Here is a 23975-nt window from a genome sequence, read left to right as displayed (position 1 = left end):
CATGTCACGCTACGACTGGGGTAGGACGCACCCGGGCATCGAACGGCTGGAACGGGCGGTGACCGAGCGACGCGACGCCGTGGTGAAGCACCCGCTCTACGCCAACCTGGACACCCACGAGGCGCTTGTCACCTTCATGGAGCACCACGTGTTCGCGGTCTGGGACTTCATGTCCCTGCTGAAGTCGTTGCAGCGGCAGCTGACCTGCGTGACAGTCCCGTGGATCCCGACCGGCCCGACCGGCAGCCGCCGCCTCATCAACGACATCGTCATGGTGGAGGAGAGCGACGAGCTGGGCGAGGGCTACATCAGCCACTTCGAGCTGTACGTGCGGGGCATGGTCGAGGCCGGCGCGGACACCACAGCGGTGAACGCCCTCGTCGATCTGCTGCGCGCCGGCCGGCCGGTGACCGACGCGCTCGCCGAGGCGGGGGCGCCGGCCGCGTCCGCGACGTTCGCCGCGACCACCTGGCACATCATCGAGTCCACCCCTGTGCACTGCCAGGCGGCGGCCTTCGCGTTCGGCCGCGAGGACCTCATCCCGGACATGTTCACGCAGGTCGTCGCGGTCAACGAGCGCAGCAACCGGCTGCACACATTCGTCGACTACCTGGAACGGCACATCGAGGTCGACGGCGAACAGCACACCCCGATGGCCATGCAGATGCTCGCCGACCTGTGCGGCGACGACGACGCCAAGTGGCAGGAGTGCGCCGACACCGTCAACACCGCCCTCGCCGCCCGCGCCCGGCTCTGGGACGACATCCTCGCCGCGGTCAAGGGGCCGGCGTGACCGACGCCGACCCGGTCCGGCTCTACCGCACCGTCCGGCTCATCCGCCGGTTCGAACAACGTGCGGTGGAGCTGGTCCACGGCGGGCAGATCGTCGGCGGCATCCACCCGTACCTCGGTCAGGAGGGGATCGCCGCCGGCGTCTGCGCCGCCCTGGGCGTCGACGACGTGCTCGCCGGCACTCACCGTGGCCACGGGCACGTGCTGGCGCGCGGGGCCGACCCGGCGCGGATGTTCGCCGAGCTGTGCGGCCGGCTGACCGGTCTCAACGCCGGACGGGGCGGCTCGATGCACGCCGCCGACTTCAGCATCGGCGTGCTCGGCGCGAACGCCATCGTCGGCGCCTCCGGGGCGATCATCACCGGCGCTGTGTGGGCCCGCCGACGGCAGGGCCACGACACCGTCGGGGTGAGCTTCTTCGGCGACGGCGCGGTAAACGAGGGGATGCTGCTGGAGGCGTTCAACCTGGCCGCGCTGTGGCGGGTGCCGGTGCTGTTCGTCTGCGAGAACAACGGCTACGCCACCACCATGCCGGTCGCCGGCGCGGTGGCCGGCAGCATCGCCGGCCGCGCCGCCGCGTTCGGCATCCCGGCCGTCCAGGTCGACGGCCAGGACCCCGAGGCGGTACGCGACGCGGCGGCCGCCGTCGTCGGCCGGATGCGCGCCGGCGGCGGCCCCGAGCTGATCGAGGCCCGTACCTACCGCTTCGACGCCCACCACACCTTCGAACACGCGGTACGCCTCGACTACCGCCCACCCGACGAGGTGCGCCGGGGTCGGTCCCGGGACCCGGTTCGCATCCAGGGCGAACGCCTCTCCGACGTCGACCGTGTCGCAGTGGACGCCGAGGTCGAGTCGACACTCGACGCGGCGGTGCGCTTCGCCCTGGACAGCCCGGAACCCGACCCGGCCGACGCGTTGACCTACCTGTACGCCAGCGGCCTGACCGCCCGCACCGGAGGTGGCTGAATGTCCCTGCGCACCGGAGGTGGCTGGATGTCCCCGCGCACCGGAGGTGGCTGAGGTGCCCCGACTGTCGTACCGCCGGGCGCTGACCCGGGCACTCGCCGACGAGCTGGCTCGCGACGAGGCGGTGTTCCTGCTCGGCGAGGACGTCCAGGTCGGGGCGTCGCTGGTGACCACCGGCCTGGCGAAGCGGTTCGGGACCGACCGGGTCCGCGACACCCCCCTGTCGGAGCAGGCGTTCACCAGCTTCGCCACCGGGGCGGCGCTGGCCGGGCTGCGGCCGGTGATCGAGTTCCAGATCCCGTCGCTGCTGTTCCTGGTCTTCGAGCAGATCGTCAACCACGCGCACAAGTTTCCGCTGATGACCGGCGGGCAGTGCAGTGTTCCCGTCACCTACCTGGTGCCCGGCTCCGGGTCGCGTACCGGCTGGGCCGGGCAGCACTCCGACCACCCGTACAGCCTCTTCGCCCACGTCGGCGTGGTCACCGTCGTGCCGGCCACCCCGGCCGACGCGTACGGGCTGCTGGTCACCGCGATCCGCCACGACGACCCGGTGGTGGTGTTCGCACCGGCCGGCGCCATGGACGTCCGCGACGACGTGGCCGACCTCGCGCCGGTGCCGCTGGGCCGGGGCCGCATCCACCGCTTCGGCGACGACGTCACGGTGGTCGCGATCGGGCACCTCGTGCACGACGCGCTCGCCGTGGCCGAGGAGCTGGCCGGCCAGGTCTCGGTGGAGGTGTTCGACCCGCGCACCCTGTACCCCTTCGACATCGACGGGTTGACCGAGTCGGTGGCCCGCACCGGGCGGCTCGTGGTCCTCGACGACGGCAACCGCTCCTGCGGCATCGCCGCCGAGATCATCGCCTCGGTGGTGGAGCGGGTCCGGCTGCTCGCCCCGCCGCGCCGGGTCACCCGCCCGGACGGCGCGGTGCTGCCGTTCGCGCCCGCCCTGGACCGCGCCGTGCAGCCCTCCCGGGAGCAGCTCGCCACCGCCATCCACCTGACCATGAAGGACTCATCATGATTGACCCGAACTACTCGTGGCCGTCTGCCGACGGGGCCTGGACCGACCTGCCGGAGCCGGCCCGCCGGGCCATGGTGGCCAGCGGCGCGGCCGCCTGGGAACGCGTCTTCCACGGCCGGGCCACCTACAACAAGCAGTGGCGGCTGGCCCGTCCCCCGGTCCTGACCGCCGACGCCTGGCGGGAGCTGAACGAGGTCTGCGACCGGCTCGCCCAACTCGTCCTGGACGCCTGCCGGCGGCGGGTGGCCACCGCGGGTGAGCTGCGCCGGCTGCTCGGCGTCCCGGCGGGGGAGACCCGGCTGCTGGACGAGTCGGAGCCGCTGACCGAGGCGCTGCTGGCCGCGTACCGGCCCGATGTGATCTTCACCGAGGGCGTGCCGAAGTTCGTCGAGTACAACATCGACAGCAGCCTCGGAGGAGGATTCGACGCCGACACCGTCATCCAGCGGTTCGCGCAGCTCTACGCCGAGCACGGCATCCTCGACAATCTTCCGGTACGCGCCGCGCCGTCGCTGCTGGACCAGCGGTTCGTGGCGATCCGCGAGGAGCTGGGGTTGCCCGACGGCGCCCGGTTGGCGCTGCTGATGGACTTCGACGCCGACTACCCGGGGCTGGACGACCCGGAGACGTTCATCCGGATCCTCGACCCCCTCGCCGTGCGGGCCCGCGACTTCGGCATCGACCTGGTCATCGCGCCCCTGTCCACGGCCACCCTGGACGCCGAGCGCCGGCTCGTGGTCGACGGCGCGCCTGTCGACGCGCTCTTCCGGCTCTTCGTGCCCAACCGGGTCACCCCGACCGCCGGCCTGGACGCGGTGGCCGGCGCGCTGGCCGCCGGCACGCTGCCGATGTACGTGTCGGCGGCGGCCTGGTTGCTGGGCAACAAGACCACCTTCGCCTGGCTGTGGGAGGACGTGGACGCCCTGCCCGCCGACGACCAGACGCTGATCCGCCGGCACGTGCCGTACACGGTGCCGTTGACCGCCGCGCTGCTCGACCGGGCGCTCGCCGAGCAGGCCGAGCTGGTGGCGAAACCGGCGGACGGCTCAGCCGGGCTCGGTGTGCTGATCGGCCCCGACCTGAGCCCGACGGACTGGGCCGAGGGCCTGCGCGCCGCCGTCGACCGGGGCGGGGCGATCCTGCAGCAGTACCTGCCCGCCGACCGGGTGCCGATGGACTTCGTGCAGATCGAGACCGGCGAGACGGTGACGGCCGCCGTCCCGTACTCCCTGGCCCCGTACCTGTTCGGCCGAACGGCCTCCGGCGGCCTGGCAAGGGTCGGCTACCCCGGCGGCGACGGCATCCTCAACCTGGCCCACGGAGTCCTCCTAACCGGAATCCTCCTGTCCAACTAACCCCCCAGGCCCACCCCACCCCTTTCCTCGTCGATCATGAAGTTATTGCCCTCCGCAGCGGCGTGTCGTGGCGATAACTTCATGATCAACGGGGCTGGGCGGGGGAGGCGGGGGAGGCGTAGAGGGGTGGAGGTGGTGGGAGAGGGTGCGGAGGGTTTCCGTTGTCGCTATGGCGTCGCTGCGGGCGCTGCCGTGGCGGCCGTCGGTGCTGTAGAGGGTGGGGTCGGCTGTCAGCGGGTGGTCCGTCAGGTGCACGTGGATGGTGGTGAGGCGCCGGGCCAGGCTCGCCGTGTGTGTTGACAGGCGGCGCATTCGTTCGCCCAGGCCGGGCCGCAGCGCGTCGGGCACCGCCGGGCTGTGCGACACGTCGAACATGCCCACCGTGAGCACGTCCGCGCCGGCGTCGCGCAGCGCGGTGATCATTGCGGTCAGCTCGGCGTCCACCGCGTCGGCGTCGTACTTCGGATGGAAGGCGTCGTTGCCGCCGCACACGACAAGCGCGAGGTCCGGCGCGAAGGCCAGCGCCGGGGCGAGCTGCTCGGCCCGCACCTGGTGCGCGCGCAGCCCGCGCCGACCCAGATTGCGGTACGCCAGCCCGGGGCGGGCGGCGCTCAGCTCGGCGGCGATCCGGTCGACCCACTGCACGTCCGGGTAGCCCGGGGTCGGCTCGCACATGCCCTCCACGACACTGTCGCCGATCGCCACGAACCGCCGCCACGGGTGCCCGCGCAGCAGCTCGGCGGCTTCCCCGGGACGAAGGCAGTACGGATCAGCCGATTCGGTGAGCGTCGATGGCATGCCCGGCACGCTAACCGAACCACACGCCGCCGGCCAGCAGCGCCACTGGCCACGCGCCACTGGCCACGCGCCGACGAACCACCGGACGGTCCTCGGTCGACAGGGCTTTGACGCGCGTCCTACGGCGACCCGACCTCAGTTTTCCAGGGGACGCACCATGAGGGCGTCGATGCTGGCGGCGAACGGCTGCGGATCGATGTCGCCCTCGTATACCAGGGCTATGGTGCCGGTGGGCAGGTCGGGCGAGAGACAATAGAGCAGGTTGGTCCCGTTGCTGGTGACGACCAGCAGGCGGGTCGAGGCGATCTCCTGCTCCTCGTCCCAGTCCGCCAGACCATCGGGTTCCTCGGCCCACTCCGCGTACGTGCTCATCTCGTCCACGTGCGCCAACCCGCCGGAGACGCCATCGGGGTGGCTGAAGCCTGCGTGCACGGTCTGGAGGAACGTCCGTGCGGCGGCGGGGAACCGGTTCCAGAATCGTGGTTCGCGGAACCGCCGTGGGTCCCAACCCATCCAGAGGACCAGTTCGTCGTCTCGGCCGCGAACGACGTAGATCAGCGCCAGTTCACCGGCTGCCCGCCCGAGCCGGACGTCCAGCAGCCGAATGCGGAACTCGCCGAAGAACTGCGGCAGTAGGTCGGTGAAGTCCGGGGTCCAGCGAGCCAGAGCCGCCGCGATCCGCTCTTCGGCGGCGGGCGCCGTGACCACGGGGAGCCATTCCGGATGCAGGTCGTCCGGGATGCCGGTGACGAGGCTGAGCGCCGGGGCGAAGGCGGCGTCCAGGATCGCGTCATCGGTGACGCCGGGCAGCTCGCTCACCCTTGACTCTTCACCAGTTTGTTGATGATGTCCTGAAGTTGCCGGAAGACCCGGGCCTCCAGCCGGACCTGAGCCGCCTGCCACGCCGGGTCGAACTTGGTCAGCGCTCCCACGCTCCGTGATCCCTTGCTCGTGTTGGCCCATCTCGACATCCACTGGAGATTCACCGGCGCGGACGCCACCCGGAACATGTTCTGTGGGGTGAGCTTCATGAAGTTCGGCATGTAGATCATGCGGGAGAGCGGGACGATGTGGTCGGGCGACACGCCCGGTGCTCCGGACCTCGACCAGACGCCGACGACCCGGCCGGGGGCCGACGGGTCGGTGGCACCGATCGTGGGCATCCGCTGACCCTGCAGGGTGGAGGCACGCCAGTTCCGCGGGTCTCCCGGCGAGTAGTTGCGAAGGACATCGAAGAGCGGGCGTTCGGGGCCGGTCCTCGGGACGCTCCACGTGTTCCCACCCCCGACCGGGGTGGTGCGGGGTGGGAAATTCGGCGGGATCTTCTTGAGCGCCTCCGTCAGGTCTCTCAATTCGCGCGCCGTCGGCGGCGTGAACGTCGGCGACCCGGGCCGCTGGTCCGCCATCGCGGCGATGGCGGAGGTGCAGGCGGTGAGCGCGGCCGCGGCCTGGGTACGCGCCGCGCCGAGGGCGGCCGCCTCGGCGTTGTACGCGTTGTAGGCGGCGGCCTGCCTCGGCAGGAGGAACACGTGCGGCTTCGCGTTGTGCACCTTGATCTGGGCCAGGACCCGCTCCACGGCGCGCTCCTGCCCGGCGCAGGCATCCTTGTCCCAGGGCGCCGCCGACGCCGGCGCGGGCACTGCCGTCACCAGGGCGACCAGCAACGTCAGCGCGGTGACGACGCGAGCTATCGGCTTGAACCTGCTGGTGGTCGGCAACACCGCACCGCCCTTACGTCCGTGGATCCCGTCTGTCTCCATCGGAGCATAGGCGGGTGTACGCCGGATATCAGTAACCGCCTATGCTGGTGGGGCCTGACGCAGGTCCGAGCGAGGCGAAGGGGCGAAATGACCGACCATCCGGACGCCTCCGTCGAGCCAACTCCCGAGCCGCGAGCGTCGAGCGAAGCGTCACCGACCGGGCCGCCAGTACCGACCGGGCCGCCAGCACCGGCCGGGCCGCCAGCACCGGCCGGACCGCCTCCCACCGAACGGTCGCGCGGCCCGCGGCGTCGGGTCATCCTGATCGCTGGTGCGGCCGCCGTGGTCGTCCTCGCCGTGGTCGCGGTGGTCGTCGTCACCACGCTGCGTCAGCGCGTCGACGAGCACAGCGACGAACGCGCGATCAGCAACCTGGTCACCGAGTTCGCCGCCGCCATCGACACCGCCGACCAGCCGAAGCTGGCCGAGTTGCTCTGCCCGGAGGAGGCCGCCGCGCTCGATGACGACGAGGTCGACCTCCACCCGGAGGCGAACGACCCGATCGAGATGCCCGCCGAGCACCGGATGCGGGTCTCCACGACCGCGGTCAGCATCACCGGCGACACCGCCACCGCGCAGGTCACCGTGGCCGGTCAGGAGCCGGTGACGCTGCACTTCCGCAAGCACGAGAAGCGCTGGACGGTGTGCGACCCGGGAGCGGGCCAGCCCGCCGTCAGCCCCGCTCCGAACTGACGGCGGGGCCTCCTCGTGATCACCCTCGGGTGGGGGTTTGGTACGGCGGTTCGGGATCCGGGGGCGCGGGCCAGGATCGGCGACGCGGTGACGAGCAGGCACGCCACGGCCGCACGGTCGGCGAGGCCCTTCGCGCGGGCACGTCCGGTGGTCTTGGCAACGCGATTCGGCGGAAGCCGTTTCAATTGGCGAGTGATTGGCATCGTGCGGTGATCAGCGAGGAACGGCGTGTTCGGCGAGCAGTTCGTCGAGCACCTGCCGGGCCCAGGCCGCCGCAGCCGGCGCCGAGGCGTCCAGCGTGATGAGCGCCTTCCACAGCGCCCAGCCGCGTCCGCGCGCCCAGGTGGCCGCGTCGACGTCGAGCGCGTCGCGGAACGCCGCTCGGGAGGCGCCGCGCAGCAGGGTCCAGGCGATCACCGTGTCGCAGGCGGGGTCACCGACACCGCAGCAGCCGAAGTCGATGACGGCGGTCAGCCGTCCGTCGCGGACCAGCAGGTTGCCGTCCGCGACGTCGCCGTGGAACCAGACCGGCGGCCCCTCCCAGGTGGCATCGAGGGCGGCCTGCCAGATGTCGGTGACCACGTCGACGGGCAGCCGGTCGCGGTGCGCCTCGATCGCCGCCCGCGTTTCCGGGTCGTACGTGGACAGCGGCCCACCGCGCCAGGCGCTGTGCGGGCCGGCCACCGGACCGTTGGTGGCGTCGACGGCGCGCAGGGCGCGCAGGAAGGCAGCGAGGTCGGTCGCGAACCGGGTAAGGTCCTCGATTCGCTCCGCGGTGGCGGTCCGGCCGTCGATCCAGCCATAGATCGACCACGGGTACGGATAGTCCGCGCCGGGCCGGCCGTGGGCCAGCGGAACGGGGATCTCCAGCGGCAGCCGCGCGCCGAGCCACGGCAGCCAGCGCTGCTCCTTGGCGACCTGCAACGCGTACCCCTCGCCGCTGGGCAGCCGCACGGTCATGTCCTCGCCGAGGTGGAAGGTGCGGTTGTCCCAACCGCCGACCTCGACCGGGCGCACCGGCAGCTCGGCCCACCGGGGGAACTGCTCGGCGACCAGTCGACGGACCAGCTCGACATCGATGCGAGTGGCCGTCGCCTCGTCGACGTGCGGCACGTCGGGTGCGGGCTGTGCGCTCATCCGCCGAGCCTGCGGGCACCGCTAGCCGCCCGCAACCGATTTGCGCGGCGGGTAGGCGACGGGGGCCGGTGGTGTCGGCGTCTTCGGGTTGGACGTCCTGGCCACCAGCGGGAACGCGGTGACGAGCAGGCATGCCACGCCCATGGCCAGCAGTGCCGGGGTGAGCCCGAGCGCGTCCACCGACCAGCCGCCGAGCAGCGCGCCGACCGGCAGGCCCACGAAGGCCAGCGAACCGGCGATGCCGAGCACCCGGGTCTGCAGATCCGGCGGCACCCGCTCGTAGAGCGCCACCCCGAGCAGCGGGTTGACCGCCGCGATTCCGATCCCGGACAGGAACGTCACCACGAGCACGACAGGCAATTCGTCGCTGATCGCCAGGGCTACCAGCCGCGGAGCGCCGGCGACAGTCGCCCCGAGCAGGAACGTCAGCCGGCCGGGCAGCCGAGGGCCGAGCGCGGTGAACAGCACGTTGCCCAGCAGCGCGCCCGCCGAGAACGCCGCCAGCACCAGACCGAGCCCGCGCGGGCCGTGCAGTTCCCGGGCGACCCAGAACGGGATGTAGACGGCCACGCTGGCGTTGGCGACCATGTTCAGCGCCGAGACGACCACCAGCATGCCCAGCAGCGGCCGGTCCCGACCGAGGTAGCCGAACCCGTCGCGCAGCGCGCGCAGGTAGCCGACCGGGGCGGTGGGCTGCGCCGGGGCGGCCGGCGGCCGGACCAGCAGACCGATCAACAGCGCGCAGATCGCGAAGCTGGCCGCGTCGATGAGGATCGCCTGGCTCACCCCGAACGCGGCGATCAACAGCCCGCCCACGGCGGCGCCGAACAGCGTCACCACCCGACTCAACCCGTCGTACGCCGAGGTCAGGCGGATCAGCGGCACCCCGGCGGCCTCGGCGACCGGTCGGAACATGACGTGCTTGACCCGGTCGGAGATGCCGCGCAGCCCACCGGCCACCGCGACGAGCGCCACCAGGGGTGCGAAGCCCAGCCACGGGGTCAACGCGACGACCACCATGGCCACCGCGCTGCCCGCGTCGCACAGGATGGAGGTGCGGCGCAGGCCGATGCGGTCCGCCCAGGGCGTGCCCAGAGCACTGGACAGCAGGTACGGCAGCGTCTCGGCGAACGCGACGAGGCCCATCTTGGTGGGGCTGCCGGTGGTGACCAGCACCAGCCAGGGGATGGTCACCACCGAGATGCGGGTGCCCAGGTTGGAGACCAGGTCCGCGCCGACCAGGACGACCAGCTGCCGGCGGGGCGTCACGCCCCGACCGCCGCCGCCCGGCGCGCGGCGTACCGCTCGCGCAGCGCCCGCTTGTCCACCTTCACCGACCGGTTCACCGGCAACCTGTCGACGAACTCCACAGCGGCCGGCGCCCACATCTCGTTGAGCTCGGCGGTCACCAGGTCGATCAGCTCCGCCTCGGTGACCGTCGCGCCGGGCGCGGTCACCACGTACGCGTACGGCACCTCGCCCACCGTCTCGTCCGGTACGCCGATCACGGCGGCGGCCCGCACCTGCGGGTGCCCGGCCAGCACATCCTCGATGGGCCGGCAGAAGATCGCCCAGTTCCGCCGGGTCGTGACGATCATGTCGTGCGCCCGGTCGACCAGATAGAGGAAACCGTCGTCGTCGAGGTGGCCGATGTCGCGGGTACGCACCCACCCGTCGACGAGGGTCTGCGCGGTCAACTCGGGCTGGCCGTGGTAGCCGGCGAAGCTGAGCCGGGTGTGCACCCACACCTCGCCGTCGCGGCCCGTCGGGAGCACCGTGCCGTCGTCGTCGCGAATCTCGATGCGGACGTCGCCGTAGGGCCGCCCGCAGGAGCGCAGCCGCTGCGGGTGCTCCGGATCGTCGGTCAGCCCGGGCAGCGCGGTGATGACCACGGCCTCGCTGAGGCCGTACACGATGCGCAGCACCGGGCCGAACCGCGCGATGGCCTGGCGCAGCCGGGCGGGCGCGGCGGGACCGGCGCCCACGTTGAACATGAACATGGCCGAGAAGTCGGCGCCCACCAGCGCCGGATGGTCCAGCAGTTCGTAGAGCATCGGCGGGGTGACGAAGGTGGAGTTGATCCGTTCCCGCTGCACGGTGGCCACGAACGCGACCGGGTCCCAGTCGTCGCGCAGGAACAGCACCCCGCCGGTGAACAGGTTGAACAGGGTGGTGATCTGGCCGCTGGCCAGCCACATCGGCGAGTGCGACAGGTGTCGCAGCAGCGGGAACCCGGCGGCCCGGAAGTCGGCCGCGAGGGTGAGGATCTGGGCGTAGAAGCTCTCGGTGTGGTGCACCAGCTTGGGAGCGCCTGTGGTGCCGCTGGTCTGCAGGAACGACTCCGGCGCCGGCGCGGATGCCGGCGGGTCCGTCAGATCGGTCTCGCCGGTGAGGTCGGGTCCGGCGCCGTCGGGCCCCAGGCAGCACACCGGCACGCCGGGCAGCGCGGCGGCCAGCTCCGGCCCCAGGCTGGCCGGGTCGCGCGCGTCGTAGACAAGCGCGTCGGGGCGGGCCAGCCGGATGAACTCGTCGACCTCCCGGCGGGCGGTGACCGGGGCGACCCACATCGTCCGACAGCCGAGCAGGTGCAGGGCGAGCTGGAGCAGCGGCCCCTCCACCGCGTTCGCCACTGTCACGAGCACCGCCGCGCCGGGCCGCACGCCGTGTCGGGTCAGGGCCGCGGCCATCGCGCGCACCAGCGCGGCCGCCTCGGTGTACGTGATGCGGCGGTCGCCACCGACCAGCGCCTCCCGGTCGCCGAAGTCGGCGAAGAGATCCAGTGCCCTGTCCACGTACGTCGTCGTGTGCCCGGGTCCGTCAGTCATTCGGCAGCCCCCATCCGAGAAAGCGGCGGCCCCGGGCCGCTTCGGCGGTGACGAGACGACCGCACCGCCGCCGCCTGCGAGCCTAGGCCGGCGAGGGCGGGGCGGGACCGGGTGAGAAGGGCGATCTGCCAGGCCCGGTGGACATTTGATCGCGTCGATCAGGTTGATTGACGCCCGTCATCAGCGGCGGCTAGGTTTCTGGACCATCGTCCAGGCGGGAGCTGTCAGCGGACGGCCCTGGGCTGCCACACGATGGAGGTTCAATGTCGACCCCGAAGAGATGGCATGTCGTCGCCGCGGCCGCGGCGCTGCTGGTCACGGCCACACCCGCCGTCGTCGCCAGCGCCGGCGGATCCCCGACCGTCGCCGCCCGGGCGGATCGGGGCGAGTGGGCGGGCAGTTGGGCCGCCGCGGTGACCCGGGGGAACTCGGTCGGGTTGACAAACACCGGCCTGAACGACCAGAGCGTCCGGATGGTCGTGCACGTCTCGGTGGGCGGCCCGGCGGTGCGCGTACGGCTGAGCAACCTCTACGGCGAGCAGGCGGTGCGGGTGGGCCGTGCCACAGTGGCCCGGCCGAACACCGCTACCGTCGACGACGTCTCCGACATCGACCCGGCGTCGCTGCGGGCGCTGACGTTCACCGGCGCCGCCTCGGCCACCATGAATCGGGGCGCCGAGCTGCTCAGCGACCCGCTGACCTTCACCGTCGCGGACGACAGCGACCTGGTGGTCACCCTGCACTTCCCGACACCGACCGGGCCGACCACCTTCCACGGGCAGTCCCAGCAGACCAACTTCATCGGCGCGGGGGACCTGACCGGGGCCGCCGACGGCACCGGGTTCACCATCCGACCCGCCTGCTGCTGGTTCTTCCTGTCCGGTGTGGACGTGCAGCGTAAGGCCAGCCCCGGCGCGCTGGTGGTGCTCAGCGACTCCATCGGCGACGGCAACGGCAGCACTGTCAACGCCAACCGGCGCTGGCCCGACCTGCTCTCCGACCGGCTGCTCGCCGACCGGCCGGACCGGCGCACCCCCGGCGTGCTCAACCTGAGCCTGGCCGGTAACCGCCTCAACCACGAGGGCACCGAGCCGGGCGCCGGCGACTACCCCGGCTACTTCCAGCTCGGCCCGAACGCGGCGGCCCGCCTCAACGAGGACGTCTTTGGTCAGACCGGGGTCCGTACGGTCGTCACGCACCTGGGCATCAACGACATCTGGATGTCCAACGACTCGCCGGAGGCGATCATCGCCACCCTCCGGCAGATCAACCAGCAGCTCCAGCAGCGCGGGCTGACCAGCCTGGTGGCCACGCTGACCCCGTACGAGGGGCACGGCGCCCCAGGGGTGTGGACGCCGGAGAAGGAGGCGACCCGGCAGGCCGTGAACGCGTACCTGCGCGGCAGCCGAGAGTTCGACGGGCTGCTCGACTTCGACCGGGTGCTGCGCGACCCGGCCCGGCCCAGCCAGTTGCTGCCGGCGTACGACTCGGGGGACCACATCCACCCGAACGACGGCGGCAATCAGGCGATGGCCGACGCCGTGCCGTTGCGGTTGCTCGGCCTGTGACACCGGCCCGGGGGCGGCGGCCGATCCCGCCGTCCCCGGGCGCCGACATCCTGGGGAGGAGAACGTCGTGACGGTGCAGGATCTGCTCACCGGCCTGTACAGCGAAGAGGGCCGCCAGAATCCGTACCCGTGGTACGCCGAGCTGCACCGGCTCGGGCCGGTCAGCGCCGTGCCGCCGCGCGCCGAGCACCGTACGGTGTCGGCGGTGGCGGTCGGCTACGACCTGATCGACGGGCTGCTGCGCGATCCGCAGTGGACCAAGCAGCCCCCGCCGGGCTGGGAGGACCACGAGATCCTGCGGACCTTCCAGACCTCGATGATGTTCATCAACCCGCCCGACCACACCCGCATGCGGCAGGTCTTCTCCCGCACCTTCACCCCGCGCCGCCTCGGCGCGTTGGAGCCGGTGATCGTGCGGGTCGTCGACGAGCTGCTGGACCGGATGGCCGACGCCGGGGACGCTGTCGTCGACTTCGTGGCCGACTTCGCGTACCCCATTCCCGCCCTGGTGATGGCGGAGTTCATCGGCATCCCGGCGGCGGAGCTGCCCTGGTACCGGGACCGGGTGGAGCGCATCGACGAGTTCCTCGACGTGGCCGGGAAGACGCCGCAGCGGCTGGCCGCCGCGAACACCGCAGCGCAGGAGCTGCGGGCGTTCTACCGGGAGTTGCTGGCCCACCGCCGCCGCACCCCCGGCGAGGATCTGATCAGCGGCCTCGTGGAGGCGGTCGGCTCGGGCGAGGTGGAGCTGACCGAGGAGGAGCTGATCAGCAACCTGATCGTCCTGTTCAACGCCAGCTTCGTCACCACCGTCTACATGTTCAGCAACGGCCTGCCCCTGCTGCTGGCACATCCGGGCGCGGTCACCGCGCTGCCCACCGACGACGACCTCGCCCGGGGCTGCGTCGACGAGGTGCTGCGCCTGCAGAGCCCGGTGCACTTCCTCGCCCGGGCCGCGCCGGAGGACATCGTGCTGGCCGGTGTGCCTGTCGCCCGCGACGACAACGTGCTCATCATCGTCGGGGCCGCCAACCGGGACCCGGCGCGGTTTCCCGACCCGGACGCCTTCGACCCCACCCGTCCCGGCCCACCGTCGCTGGCCTTCGGCGTGGGCCTGCACTTCTGCCTCGGCGCGGCGGTGTCCCGGCTGGAGGGCCGCCTCGCGCTGCCCCGCCTGTTCGCCCGGTTCCCCCGGCTCGCGGTCACCGAGACCCCGACGTACAGCGGCAGTCTCTTCCTGCGCGGCATCGACAAGCTGCTGGTCAGCACCGGCGGATAGGAGACCCGCATGGCCCTGCACCCGGAGGTGGCGGCCTACCGCGCCGCCCGCGCCGCGGCCGGCACGCCGCCGCTGTACACGCAGACCCTCACCGAGGCGCGCGCCGCGGACCTGGCCGCGATCCGCGCCGGCGGCGGCGCGGTCGAGCAGGTTTTCGAGGTACGCGACGAGCGCATCCCCGGCCCCGGCGGGGACCTACCGATCCGGGTGTACCGGCCGGCCGGGCCGGGGCCGCTGCCCACCCTGCTCTACTTCTTCGGCGGCGGGTGGACGCTCGGCAGCATCGACACCGCCGACGGTATCTGCCGACGACTGGCCAACGCGGTGGGCTGTCAGGTGGTGACCGTCGGCTACCGGCTGGCCCCGGAGCACCCCTTCCCGGCCGCGGTGCACGATTGCCACGCCGCCACCGTGTGGATCGCCGGGAACGCCTACCGGTTCGGCGTGGATCCGACCCGGCTGGCGTTGGGCGGGGACAGCGCGGGCGGAAACCTCGCGGCGGCGGTGAGCCTGCTCTGCCGCTCCGGCGGGCCCGCGCTCGTGGCGCAGCTCCTGGTCTATCCGAACACCGACGTCAGCGCCGAGCCGTCCGGCCCGGTCGACGACGACCCGGCGCTCTTCAACCGCCGTTCGGTGGCCTGGTACCGCACGCACTACCTGGCCGACCCGGAGCACTCCCGGGATCCGCTGGCGTCGCCACTGCTCGCCGACGACCTGTCCGGCCTGCCTCCGGCACTTGTGGTGACCGCCGAGCTGGACCCGCTGTGCGCCGAGGGGCATCGCTACGCGCAGCGGCTGCACGCGGCCGGTGTGCCCACCCGCCTCGACCACTATCCGCAGATGATCCACGGGTTCTTCGCCATGCCCGGCGTGTTCACCGACGGCCGGCGGGCGCAGGCGAGCGCGGCGGCGTTCCTGCGGGAACGCTTCGGGCTGCCGCCGCTGCGGGAGGAAACGTTAGCCGACCCGGCCGACGCTGGTCCGGCCGACGCTGGTCCGGTCGGCGGCCCGGGTGGCGCGCCGGCCGACGCGGGGGTGGGGGGTGGCTGAGCCGGTGCTGGCCGACCTGCCGACCGGGGTGCCGGCGGTGACGTTCGCCGACTACGGGCAGCGGGCGCGGGCCGTGCTGGCCCCGGACGTGTGGGACTACGTCGCCGGCGGCAGCGCGGCCGAGGTGACCCTGGCGGCCAACAGAGCCGCGCTGGACCGGGTCGCCGTGCTGCCCCGGGTGCTGCGCGGGGGGTACGCCGTGGATCTCGGCACCCGACTGCTCGGCCGCCCGTACGCGATGCCGGTCGGGGTGGCCCCCATGGCGTACCAGCGGCTCGTACACCCGGACGGGGAAGTCGGCCTCGCGGCGGCGGCCGGCGCGGCCGGCGTGCCGTATGTGGCGAGCACGTTGAGCAGCACGCCGATCGAAGAGATCACCGCGGCCGGCGCGGTGGTCTGGTTCCAGCTCTACTGGCTGCGGGATCGGGCGCTGGTCCGCGACCTGCTGGACCGGGTCGTCGCGGCGGGCTGCCACGCGCTGGTGGTCACCGTGGACGTTCCGGTGCTCGGTCGTCGCCCGCGTGACCTGCGCAACGCGTTCCGCCTCCCGGCCGACGTCGTCGCCGCGAACCTGCCGCACGGCCGGGACGCGTTGGCGCACGCCGGCGCCCCCGGTGTGTCCGCGATCGCCGCGCACACCGACGCGTCGTTCGAGTCGGCCCTGGGCTGGGCGGATCTGGCCTGGCTGCGGGAGCACGTCGACCTGCCGCTGGTCGTCAAGGGGCTGCTGGATCCCCGCGACGCGGTCGAGGCGGTACGCATCGGGGCGGACGCGGTGGTGGTGTCCAACCACGGCGGCCGGCAGTTGGACGGAGCGCCGGCAAGCGTCACCATGCTGCCGGAGGTGGTCGACGCCGTCGGCGACGGTGCGCAGGTGCTGCTGGACAGCGGCATCCGTGGGGGCACCGACGTGCTGCGAGCACTGGCGTTGGGCGCGGCGGGTGTCCTGGTGGGTCGTCCGCTGCTCTGGGCGCTGGCCGTCGGCGGGCGGCGCGGCGCGCAGGACGCGTTGGCGGTGCTCGCCGCCGAGGTGCGCGACGCCCTGACCCTGGCCGGCTGCGCGGACCCGGCGGGGGCGGCCGAGCTGCGGACGCTCGGGGTGGGCTGAGCGGTGGCCGCGACCGAGCCTGCCGACCTGCGCGTCGCCGACCTGCACCCTGCGCTGGGTGACCCGGCGCTGACCTCGATGAACTTCCTCAACGAGGTGTCCGAACGCTATCCGGCGGCGGTGTCGCTCGCGGCCGGACGCCCGTACGAGGAGTTCTTCGACGTCGCGGCGGTGCACCGGCACCTGGACACGTTCCACAGGCACCTCGTCGATGAGCGGGGTCACACGCCCGAGCAGGCGCGACGGCTGCTGCTGCAGTACGGCCGGACCAAGGGCATCGTGCACCACCTCATCGCCCGCAACCTCGCGATCGACGAGGGGATCACCGTCGACCCGGAGGCCGTCGTGGTGACCGTCGGCTGCCAGGAGGCGATGTTCCTGGTGCTGCGGGCGTTGCGGGCCAGCCCGGCGGACGTGCTGCTGGCCGTCGCCCCGACCTACGTCGGGCTGACCGGGGCGGCCCGCCTGGTGGACCTGCCGGTGTGGCCGGTCGCGGGTGGATCGTCCGGGGTGGACCTCGCCGACCTGCGGGCACAGGTGCGTCGGGCCCGGGCGGAGGGCCGCCGGCCGCGCGCCTGCTACGTGTTGCCCGACTTCGCCAACCCGTCCGGGGTCAGCATCGACGTCGCCGACCGACGGCGGCTGTTGGCGCTGGCCGCCGAGGAGGATCTGCTGCTGTTGGAGGACAACCCGTACGGGCTGTTTCCCGTCGAGGACGGGCCGCGTCCGCCCACCCTCAAGGCGCTGGACACCGACCGTCGGGTGGTCTACCTCGGCTCGTTCGCCAAGACCGTGCTGCCCGGCGCGCGGGTCGGTTACGTGGTCGCCGACCAGCGGGTGGCCGGGCCGGACGGTCGGGTCGGCCCGCTCGCCGACCAGCTCGCCATGATCAAGAGCATGGTCACGGTGAACACCTCGCCGATCGCGCAGGCGGTGATCGGCGGTCGGCTGCTGGAGCACGGGTGCAGCCTGGTGCCCGCGAACACCCGGGAGCGGGCCGCGTACGCCCGCAATCTGCGCCATCTCGTCGCCGGGCTGGCCCGGCGTTTCCCGGACCGGCCCGGCCAGCCGGCGGTGGTGCGGTGGACGGTGCCGGCCGGCGGGTTCTTCGTGGTGGTGACCGTGCCGTTCGTGGTCGACGACGCGCTGCTGGACCGCTCGGCGCGGGACTACGGGGTGCTCTGGACGCCGATGGCGCACTTCTACGACGACACGGCGCCGGTGTGCGCGCTGCGGTTGTCGGTGAGCGCGGTGACGCCCGAGCAGATCGACACGGGGTTGGACCGGCTCGCCGCCCTCATCACCGACGAGCTCCTGCGTGGACGGTCATAATGGGCCGCATGGTTGCCTGGGAGTACGCCTTGCTCGTCCGCCGCTATCAGGGACAGGGCCGCAATTTCACCGTCTCGTTCGTCTGGTACGGCCCGGACGGGTCGCGTAAGGACATCACCGCCTACGGCGACACGGCCATCGCGCACCTCAACCGGGCCGGCCGGGAGGGCTGGGAGCTGGTCTCGGCCGCCGAGGACGTGAACAACGTGCAGGGCAGCACCGAGGTCCACCGTTACCACCTCAAGCGTCCCCTGAACTGACCCCCGGCCGCCCGCCGGGGCGGTACACCGCTGAGCGGTATACCGCGGAGTCATAACTACGACGCCGCGGTATACCGCTCGTGGGGGCGAGTGCCGCCGACCGCTCGGCCGGCGCGACCGTCAGGCCAGGTCGATGGCCGGGTAGAGCGGGTACGGGGCCAGCAGGTCGGTGGCCTGGCGGGCGATCTTGTCGGCCAGGTCGGCGTCGAGCGTGTACTTCGCCTTGGACGGGGTGCCGTCGGCGTTGGCGCCGGCCGTGGTCTGGGTCAGCACGGTGTGGATCAGCTCCGCGGTCTGGTCCATCTCGGCGGTGCCCAGCCCGCGGGTGGTGAGCGCCGGGGTGCCGATCCGGATGCCGGACGTGTACCAGGCGCCGTTCGGGTCCTGCGGGACCGAGTTGCGGTTGGTGACGATGCCCGAGTCGAGCAGGGCCTGCTCGGCCTGCCGGCCGGTGAGCCCGTAGCCGGACACGTCGATCAGCACCAGGTGGTTGTCGGTGCCGCCGGTGACAAGCGTCGCGCCCCGGCGCAGCAGCCCCTCGGCGAGGGCCTGCGAGTTGTCCACGATCCGCTGGGCGTAGTCGGCGAAGTCGGGCCGGCGGGCCTCGGCGAGGGCGACGGCCTTGGCGGCCATCACGTGCGGCAGCGGACCGCCGAGCACCATCGGGCAGCCCCGGTCCACCTGGTCGGCCAGCTCCGGCTGGCAGAGAACCATGCCGCCACGCGGGCCGCGCAGCGACTTGTGGGTGGTGGTGGTGACGATGTGCGCGTGCGGCACCGGGTCGAAGTCGCCGGTGAAGACCTTGCCCGCCACCAGGCCCGCGAAGTGCGCCATGTCGACCATGAAGGTGGCGCCGACCGAGTCGGCGATCTCCCGCAGGATCCGGAAGTTCACCTTCCGGGGGTACGCCGAGTAGCCGCCGACCAGGATCAGCGGCTTGAACTCGCGCGCCGCCTCGGCCACCCGGTCGTAGTCGATCAAGCCGGTCGCCGGGTCGGTGCCGTAGCTGCGCTGGTCGAACATCTTGCCGGAGATGTTCGGCCGGAAACCGTGGGTGAGGTGACCGCCGGCGTCCAGCGACATGCCGAGCATCCGCTGGTTGCCCAGCTCGCGGCGCAGCGCGAACCAGTCCGCCTCGGTGAGGTCGTTGACCTGGCGGACCTGGGCCTTCTTCAGCGCGGGGGACTCCACCCGGTCGGCGAGCACCGCCCAGAACGCGACCAGGTTGGCGTCGATGCCCGAGTGCGGCTGCACGTAGGCGTGCGCCGCGCCGAACAGCTCCCGGGCGTGCTCGGCGGCGAGCGCCTCGACGGTGTCGACGTTCTGGCAGCCGGCGTAGAAGCGGCGGCCGACGGTGCCCTCGGCGTACTTGTCGCTGAACCAGTTGCCCATGGCCAGCAGCGTCGCCGGGGAGGCGTAGTTCTCGCTGGCGATGAGCTTGAGCGACTCCCGCTGGTCGGTCAGCTCGGCGCCGATGGCGTCGGCCACCCGCGGCTCGACAGCCCGGATCACCTCGAGGGCGCTCCGGAATGCGGTGGATTCGGCGTTGTGCGACATGCGACCTCCAACAGACGTGCGGGAAGGCCCAGGCGCTCGGCAAACGTCCGTGTGACGGGGCCGCTCCCCGATGGTTCTCCATCCCCACGCGCCAGTAACGGCCCGCGCCGATCCTACCGGGGTGGGCCAGGGCGGACCCGGCCGACCTACCGACGTGACACGCCGAGGTGGTTGGACCGCCCGTGGGAGGGCATTCGAATGAGGTCTGCCGCACCCGTAGGAGAGGAGTCCACAACCATGACCACACCGACCACCGGCCGGCCGCTCGCACTGGTCACCGGGGCGTCCAGCGGAATCGGCTACGAGTTGGCCGTGCAGTTCGCCGAGCACGGTTTCGACCTGGTCGTCGCCGCCGAGGACGACGGTATCGCCGCGGCGGCCGACAAGCTGCGCCGCGACGGAGGCGCCCAGATCCAGCCGGTCCGCGTCGACCTGTCCACCGAGCGGGGCGTCGAGGAGCTGGTGAGCGCGGTCGCCAGAACCGGACGCCCCCTGGACGCGCTGGCGCTCAACGCCGGTCGGGGAGCCGGCGGCGCGTTCGTGGGCGGCACCAACCTGCGCGACGAGTTGGAGATCGTCGATCTCAACGTGCGGTCGACCGTGCACCTGGCCAAGCGACTACTGCCCGGCATGGTCGAGCGGGGCGCGGGCCGGGTGCTGTTCACCTCGTCGATCGCCTCCACCATGCCGGGACCGTTCCAGGCGGTCTACAACGCGTCGAAGTCGTTCGTGCAGTCCTTCGCCGAGGCGCTGCGCAACGAGCTGAAGGACACCGGCGTCACGGTGACCGCGCTGATGCCCGGGCCGACCGACACCGCGTTCTTCGAGCGGGCCGAGATGCAGGACACCCGGGTGGGCGCCGGAAAGAAGGACGACCCGGCCGAGGTCGCCGCGCAGGGCTTCGCCGCGCTGATGAAGGGTGACCAGACCGTCACCGCCGGCTCGCTGGTCAACAAGGTGCAGACGGCCGCAGGGAAGATCATCCCGGACAAGCTCAAGGCCGAGCAGCACCGTCGGATGGCCGAGCCGGGCTCGGGCGACTGATCCGCGGTACGCGACGAGGGGCCCGGCATCGCGCCGGGCCCCTCGTCAGACGGTGGTGGGCTCAGGCCGTCACCGCATCGCGTGCCTTCTTGATCGCCTTCGGCTGGGTGGGGGTACGCGGCGCGTCCGCACGCAGCGCGATCATCTTCTCGCCGATCTCCTGGAGCTGCTTACGGCCCAACGCCTCGCGGACCTTGGGGAACCACTCCTCCTCTTCCTCCTCGACGTGGTGGGTGACGTTCTCGATCAGCACTGTCGTCTTGGCGTTGAAGCGCTCGTCGTCGGCGTTCATGGCGGCCAGTTCGAGGCAGAGCACGTCCGCGACGTGGTGTTCCTCGTACGACTCGAGGATGTCGTCCTCCAGGTCGGGCAGAAGCCGGCGGACCTCCGGGTACATCACCTCGTTCTCCAGGTAGGTGTGGACCGTGAGGGCCTCCAGGATCTGGTCCACCAGCTTCTGCCGCTTGCTCGCCGGCCCCTCCTCGGCATCCTGGAAGGCCTTGAACAGGCGGCGCATCTCCTTGTGGTCCTCTTTGAGCAGGACGATGGCATCGGTCGACACCGGCATGACCTCCGTGAAAATTCTTGGCTGGTGGGGATCCGGTACCCCCACGCCGAACGGGGAAACAGATGAAACCGCCTCAGACCATCGCCAGGGTGCGGGGGATCTCGTCGAGCAGTTCCCGGGCCAGGAAACCGATCCGGCCGTAGCGGGGGATCAGCCGCTGGCCGCTCACCGAGTGCGCGAACGCCCCCCAGCAGGCGGCCTGCGCCGGGTCGGCGCCCCGGGAGAGCAGCCCGGCCAGCAGGCCGGCGAGCACGTCGCCGCTGCCGGACGTGCCGAGCCCCGCGTCCCCGCTCTCCTCCCGCCAGCCGCGCCCGTCCGGGGCGGCCACGTGCCCGTAGAGCGAGACGACGGCCTCGTACCGGTCGGCCAGCTCGGCGGCCTCGGCGCCCAGGTCGTCGCCCGGATCCCGACCGAGCAGGTGCCCGGCCTCGGTGACGTTGGGGGTGAGCACCACCGGGCGGCCCGAGCCGGCCAACAGCTTCGGCTCGTGGCTGAGCGCGCCCAGTGCGTACGCGTCGAGGACGAGCGGGGTGCGCTGCCCCGCCGCCTCCAGGACGAGATCCAACAGCCGAGCGGTCTCGTCGATGCCCTTCAGGCCGGGGCCCAGCGCCACCACGTCGGCGGCGGCGACCAGCTCGCCGAGCTGGCCGTCCCGATCGGCGGCGACCGCGCCGTCGGCGGTCTCCGGCAGCCCGACCACCAGTGCCTCGGGCACCTGGATGCTCAGCGTGGCGGCGGTGGACTCGGCGGCGGCGAGTTGGAGCACCCCGGCGCCGGCGCGCAGCGCGGCCACCCCGGCGAGCAGGACCGCCCCGGGGGTGAAGCGGGACCCGCCGATCACGAGCACGGTGCCCCGGCTCTCCTTGCCGCCGGCCGGCACCGGCAGCGCCCAGTCCCGCAACAGTCCCGGCGTGATCACCTTCACCTCAGACCGGTTCGGCATGGATCTCGTCCTCCCTGGTCGGCTCGGCGCCCTGCCGGTGCAGGTGGCCGATCTCGTTGAAACCGCCAAGCGTCAGTCGGCCGTCGTCGTCGGCGGTCCAGTCGGTGATCGAGCAGTTGGCGATCACGTGTTCGCGGGTCAGCGCCATCAGCTCCGGCTCGGTTAGCCCCTCCACCAGGTAGCGAAGCAGGAAGACAAGCGCGTCGTGGCCGAAGAGCAGCACCCGCTGGCCCTCGTGGTCGCGGCGCAGGTCACCGAGCAGCGTCCGCAGCCGCAGCGCCACGTCGGTCCAGGCCTCACCGCCGGGCGGCCGGTAGTAGAACTTGCCCAGCCGGTCGCGGCGCTCGGCCTCGTCCGGAAACCGACGGCGCACCCCGTGCCCGGTGAGGCCGTCGAGGATGCCCAACTCCCGGTCGCGCAGCCGCTCGTCCCGGCTCACCGGCACCCCGGTGCCGTGCAGCGCCAGCTCGGCCGTGGACACCGCCCGCAGGTACGGCGACACCACCGCCACGTCGGGGCGCCGGTCCTCGGGTAGCCCTGCGAGCCACCGGCCGGTCGCCCGCGCCTGCTCCTCACCGGTGGGGGAGAGCGGCACGTCGGCGTCGCGGTGGCTGAGCCCGATCAACTCCGCGCCGTCAGCCTCGGCCCGGGTGGCCGCCACGTTCGCGGTGCTCTCCCCGTGCCGGATGATCCAGAGCGTCGACAGTTCCGCCATGCCGACCCCCTACCCGGGCGCCGCACCGCGTAACCGCGCCGTGCTCGGCTGGGTATCGAGCGATGACCTGCACACCGAGACCGACCGCCCGCCCGCCGGTGCCGGGTTCCCGGCCACCGGCTCCTCTGCGGGCCGGCCGATGCCGCGGCACTGCGCCACGCTGGTCCGCCCGGTAGCCCCCGGGCCGGTGTCCCACGCCGTACCCTCTGGGGCGTGGCCACGGCGGCGGAGGAGATCCGGGTGGGGGAGCGGCTGGTCCGCGTCTCCAGCCCCGACAAGCCGTACTTTCCGGAGCGCGGGCTGACCAAGCTGGACGTGGTCCGCTACTTCCTGGCGGTCGGCGACGGCATCCTGCGCGCGCTGCGCGACCGGCCGACGATGCTGGAACGCTGGCCGCGCGGCGTCTTCGAGGGCGCGACGATCGCCACCCGGCAGACCAACCGCGGCGACGCGTTCTACCAGAAGCGGCTGCCGGCGGGCGCGCCCGACTGGGTGCGGACCGCCCACATCACCTTTCCCAGCGGCCGGACCGCCGACGAGGTCGCGCCGAGCGAGCTGGCCGTGGTGATCTGGGCGGCCAACCTGGGCACCCTGCGCTTCCACCCGTGGCCGGTGTCGGCCGCCGACGTGGAGCGCCCCGACCAGCTGCGCATCGACCTCGACCCGATGCCCGGCGTCGGCTTCGAGCAGGTGGTGCCGGTGGCCCGGGAGGTGCGGGCGTTCCTCGCCGAGCTGGGCATGACCGGCTATCCGAAGACCACCGGCGGTAGGGGCCTGCACATCTATCTGTCGATCGAGCCGAGGTGGAGTTTCGGCGAGTGTCGCCGGGCGGTCCTCGCGCTGGGTCTTCAGATGCAGCGCCGGCTGCCGGAGCTGGTGACCACGACGTGGTGGCGGGAGCAGCGGGACAAGCCGGTCTTCGTCGACTACAACCAGATGTCGCGCGACCACACGATGGCCTCGGCGTACTCGATCCGGCCGACGCCCCGGGCGCTGGTGTCGGCGCCGTTGGACTGGGCCGAGCTGGACGACGCCCGACCGGAGGACTTCGACGTGCTCACCGTGCCGGCCCGGTTCGCCGAGCGCGGTGACCCGCACGCCGGCCTCGACGGTGACCGGCACTCGCTGGAGCCCCTGTTGGAGCTGGCCGACTCCGAGGGCCTGGAGGCCCCGCCCGAGCGGTGAGCCTCCCCCCGTT

General features: G+C 72.5%; 22 protein-coding genes, 1 pseudogene and 1 riboswitch. Of the genes and pseudogenes, 13 read left to right on the top strand and 10 right to left on the bottom strand.

Annotation, left to right across the window (positions count from 1 at the left end; genetic code table 11):
* Position 1 precedes the first annotated feature (1 nt).
* The 4 genes from AB0K10_RS27480 to AB0K10_RS27465 are packed head-to-tail and all read left to right on the top strand — an operon-like array spanning position 2 to position 4140.
* Entirely contained in the window at positions 2 to 793 is a 792-nt protein-coding gene (locus AB0K10_RS27480) for a DUF3050 domain-containing protein (protein WP_363688122.1), read from the top strand.
* On the top strand, positions 790 to 1761 hold the full coding sequence (locus AB0K10_RS27475) for a thiamine pyrophosphate-dependent dehydrogenase E1 component subunit alpha (RefSeq protein ID WP_363688120.1): 972 nt from the start codon (positions 790 to 792) through the stop codon (positions 1759 to 1761). The genes AB0K10_RS27480 and AB0K10_RS27475 overlap by 4 nt, the downstream gene beginning before the upstream one ends.
* 55 nt (positions 1762 to 1816) lie before the next feature.
* Complete coding sequence (locus tag AB0K10_RS27470) at positions 1817 to 2785, top strand: transketolase C-terminal domain-containing protein (protein ID WP_363688118.1); 969 nt, start codon at positions 1817 to 1819, stop codon at positions 2783 to 2785.
* Positions 2782 to 4140: a hypothetical protein gene (locus AB0K10_RS27465; RefSeq protein ID WP_363688116.1), complete on the top strand. Its 1359-nt coding sequence runs from the start codon at positions 2782 to 2784 to the stop codon at positions 4138 to 4140. Before AB0K10_RS27470 ends, AB0K10_RS27465 begins: the two co-directional genes overlap by 4 nt.
* Before the next feature lie 42 nt (positions 4141 to 4182).
* On the opposite strand, the gene AB0K10_RS27460 is transcribed toward AB0K10_RS27465, so the two are convergent.
* The 3 genes from AB0K10_RS27460 to AB0K10_RS27450 form a co-directional block, all read right to left on the bottom strand.
* Entirely contained in the window at positions 4183 to 4938 is a 756-nt protein-coding gene (locus tag AB0K10_RS27460) for an SGNH/GDSL hydrolase family protein (protein ID WP_363688114.1), read from the bottom strand.
* Between the two features lie 135 nt (positions 4939 to 5073).
* Positions 5074 to 5757: a hypothetical protein gene (locus AB0K10_RS27455; protein ID WP_363688112.1), complete on the bottom strand. Its 684-nt coding sequence runs from the start codon at positions 5755 to 5757 to the stop codon at positions 5074 to 5076.
* Positions 5754 to 6698 carry a hypothetical protein gene (locus tag AB0K10_RS27450; RefSeq protein ID WP_363688110.1) on the bottom strand — a complete coding sequence of 315 codons (945 nt, stop codon included), beginning with the start codon at positions 6696 to 6698 and terminating at the stop codon, positions 5754 to 5756. The genes AB0K10_RS27455 and AB0K10_RS27450 overlap by 4 nt, the downstream gene beginning before the upstream one ends.
* Positions 6699 to 6980: 282 nt before the next feature.
* On the opposite strand from AB0K10_RS27450, the gene AB0K10_RS27445 reads away from it, so the two are divergent.
* Positions 6981 to 7391 carry a hypothetical protein gene (locus AB0K10_RS27445; protein WP_363688108.1) on the top strand — a complete coding sequence of 137 codons (411 nt, stop codon included), beginning with the start codon at positions 6981 to 6983 and terminating at the stop codon, positions 7389 to 7391.
* A gap of 213 nt (positions 7392 to 7604) precedes the next feature.
* Here AB0K10_RS27445 and AB0K10_RS27440 read toward each other — a convergent pair whose 3' ends face one another.
* Genes AB0K10_RS27440 through AB0K10_RS27430 form a run of 3 tightly spaced genes read right to left on the bottom strand, consistent with a single transcriptional unit; the run spans position 7605 to position 11353 of the window.
* Positions 7605 to 8528, bottom strand: a complete 924-nt coding sequence (locus AB0K10_RS27440; RefSeq protein ID WP_363688106.1) for an aminoglycoside phosphotransferase family protein — start codon at positions 8526 to 8528, stop codon at positions 7605 to 7607.
* A gap of 21 nt (positions 8529 to 8549) precedes the next feature.
* Positions 8550 to 9797, bottom strand: coding sequence for an MFS transporter (locus AB0K10_RS27435; protein ID WP_363688104.1), 1248 nt, complete (start codon positions 9795 to 9797; stop codon positions 8550 to 8552).
* Complete coding sequence (locus AB0K10_RS27430) at positions 9794 to 11353, bottom strand: AMP-binding protein (RefSeq protein WP_363688102.1); 1560 nt, start codon at positions 11351 to 11353, stop codon at positions 9794 to 9796. Before AB0K10_RS27430 ends, AB0K10_RS27435 begins: the two co-directional genes overlap by 4 nt.
* Positions 11354 to 11616: 263 nt before the next feature.
* Between AB0K10_RS27430 and AB0K10_RS27425 the strand changes: the two genes are divergently transcribed.
* The 6 genes and pseudogenes from AB0K10_RS27425 (at position 11617) to AB0K10_RS27400 (ending at position 17950) form a co-directional block, all read left to right on the top strand.
* Positions 11617 to 12921: an SGNH/GDSL hydrolase family protein gene (locus tag AB0K10_RS27425; protein ID WP_363688100.1), complete on the top strand. Its 1305-nt coding sequence runs from the start codon at positions 11617 to 11619 to the stop codon at positions 12919 to 12921.
* 67 nt (positions 12922 to 12988) lie between these two features.
* A complete protein-coding gene (locus AB0K10_RS27420; protein ID WP_363688098.1) occupies positions 12989 to 14200 on the top strand; it encodes a cytochrome P450 in 1212 nt (403 codons plus the stop codon).
* Positions 14201 to 14209: 9 nt separating this feature from the next.
* Positions 14210 to 15130 (top strand): annotated as a pseudogene (locus AB0K10_RS27415) (alpha/beta hydrolase); the annotation flags it as partial.
* 112 nt (positions 15131 to 15242) lie between these two features.
* The gene (locus tag AB0K10_RS27410) at positions 15243 to 16358 is read left to right on the top strand and encodes an alpha-hydroxy acid oxidase (RefSeq protein WP_363688096.1); all 1116 of its coding nucleotides are present in this window, start codon (positions 15243 to 15245) and stop codon (positions 16356 to 16358) included.
* A gap of 3 nt (positions 16359 to 16361) precedes the next feature.
* Positions 16362 to 17690: a PLP-dependent aminotransferase family protein gene (locus tag AB0K10_RS27405; RefSeq protein WP_363688094.1), complete on the top strand. Its 1329-nt coding sequence runs from the start codon at positions 16362 to 16364 to the stop codon at positions 17688 to 17690.
* The gene (locus AB0K10_RS27400; RefSeq protein ID WP_007460594.1) at positions 17690 to 17950 is read left to right on the top strand and encodes a hypothetical protein; all 261 of its coding nucleotides are present in this window, start codon (positions 17690 to 17692) and stop codon (positions 17948 to 17950) included. Before AB0K10_RS27405 ends, AB0K10_RS27400 begins: the two co-directional genes overlap by 1 nt.
* A gap of 120 nt (positions 17951 to 18070) precedes the next feature.
* Here AB0K10_RS27400 and AB0K10_RS27395 read toward each other — a convergent pair whose 3' ends face one another.
* Positions 18071 to 19507: a glycine hydroxymethyltransferase gene (locus tag AB0K10_RS27395; protein ID WP_363688092.1), complete on the bottom strand. Its 1437-nt coding sequence runs from the start codon at positions 19505 to 19507 to the stop codon at positions 18071 to 18073.
* Between the two features lie 19 nt (positions 19508 to 19526).
* A riboswitch (ZMP/ZTP riboswitch) is annotated at positions 19527 to 19616 on the bottom strand.
* 128 nt (positions 19617 to 19744) lie between these two features.
* On the opposite strand from AB0K10_RS27395, the gene AB0K10_RS27390 reads away from it, so the two are divergent.
* On the top strand, positions 19745 to 20551 hold the full coding sequence (locus tag AB0K10_RS27390; protein WP_363688090.1) for an SDR family NAD(P)-dependent oxidoreductase: 807 nt from the start codon (positions 19745 to 19747) through the stop codon (positions 20549 to 20551).
* A 61-nt stretch (positions 20552 to 20612) separates the two neighbouring features.
* On the opposite strand, the gene AB0K10_RS27385 is transcribed toward AB0K10_RS27390, so the two are convergent.
* The 3 genes from AB0K10_RS27385 to AB0K10_RS27375 all read right to left on the bottom strand — a co-directional run bounded on the left by AB0K10_RS27385 (position 20613) and on the right by AB0K10_RS27375 (position 22777).
* The gene (locus tag AB0K10_RS27385) at positions 20613 to 21113 is read right to left on the bottom strand and encodes a hemerythrin domain-containing protein (protein ID WP_358100694.1); all 501 of its coding nucleotides are present in this window, start codon (positions 21111 to 21113) and stop codon (positions 20613 to 20615) included.
* A gap of 79 nt (positions 21114 to 21192) precedes the next feature.
* On the bottom strand, positions 21193 to 22062 hold the full coding sequence (locus AB0K10_RS27380) for an NAD(P)H-hydrate dehydratase (protein WP_363688088.1): 870 nt from the start codon (positions 22060 to 22062) through the stop codon (positions 21193 to 21195).
* The gene (locus tag AB0K10_RS27375; protein ID WP_363688086.1) at positions 22046 to 22777 is read right to left on the bottom strand and encodes a histidine phosphatase family protein; all 732 of its coding nucleotides are present in this window, start codon (positions 22775 to 22777) and stop codon (positions 22046 to 22048) included. Before AB0K10_RS27375 ends, AB0K10_RS27380 begins: the two co-directional genes overlap by 17 nt.
* Before the next feature lie 213 nt (positions 22778 to 22990).
* Between AB0K10_RS27375 and AB0K10_RS27370 the strand changes: the two genes are divergently transcribed.
* Positions 22991 to 23962, top strand: a complete 972-nt coding sequence (locus AB0K10_RS27370; protein ID WP_363688084.1) for a DNA primase small subunit domain-containing protein — start codon at positions 22991 to 22993, stop codon at positions 23960 to 23962.
* Positions 23963 to 23975 lie beyond the last annotated feature (13 nt).

The organism is Micromonospora sp. NPDC049274 (assembly GCF_040678875.1).
GTDB lineage: Bacteria > Actinomycetota > Actinomycetes > Mycobacteriales > Micromonosporaceae > Micromonospora.
The sequence above is the reverse complement of the archived record's forward strand: the minus strand, read 5'-3'. Positions and strand labels throughout refer to the sequence as shown.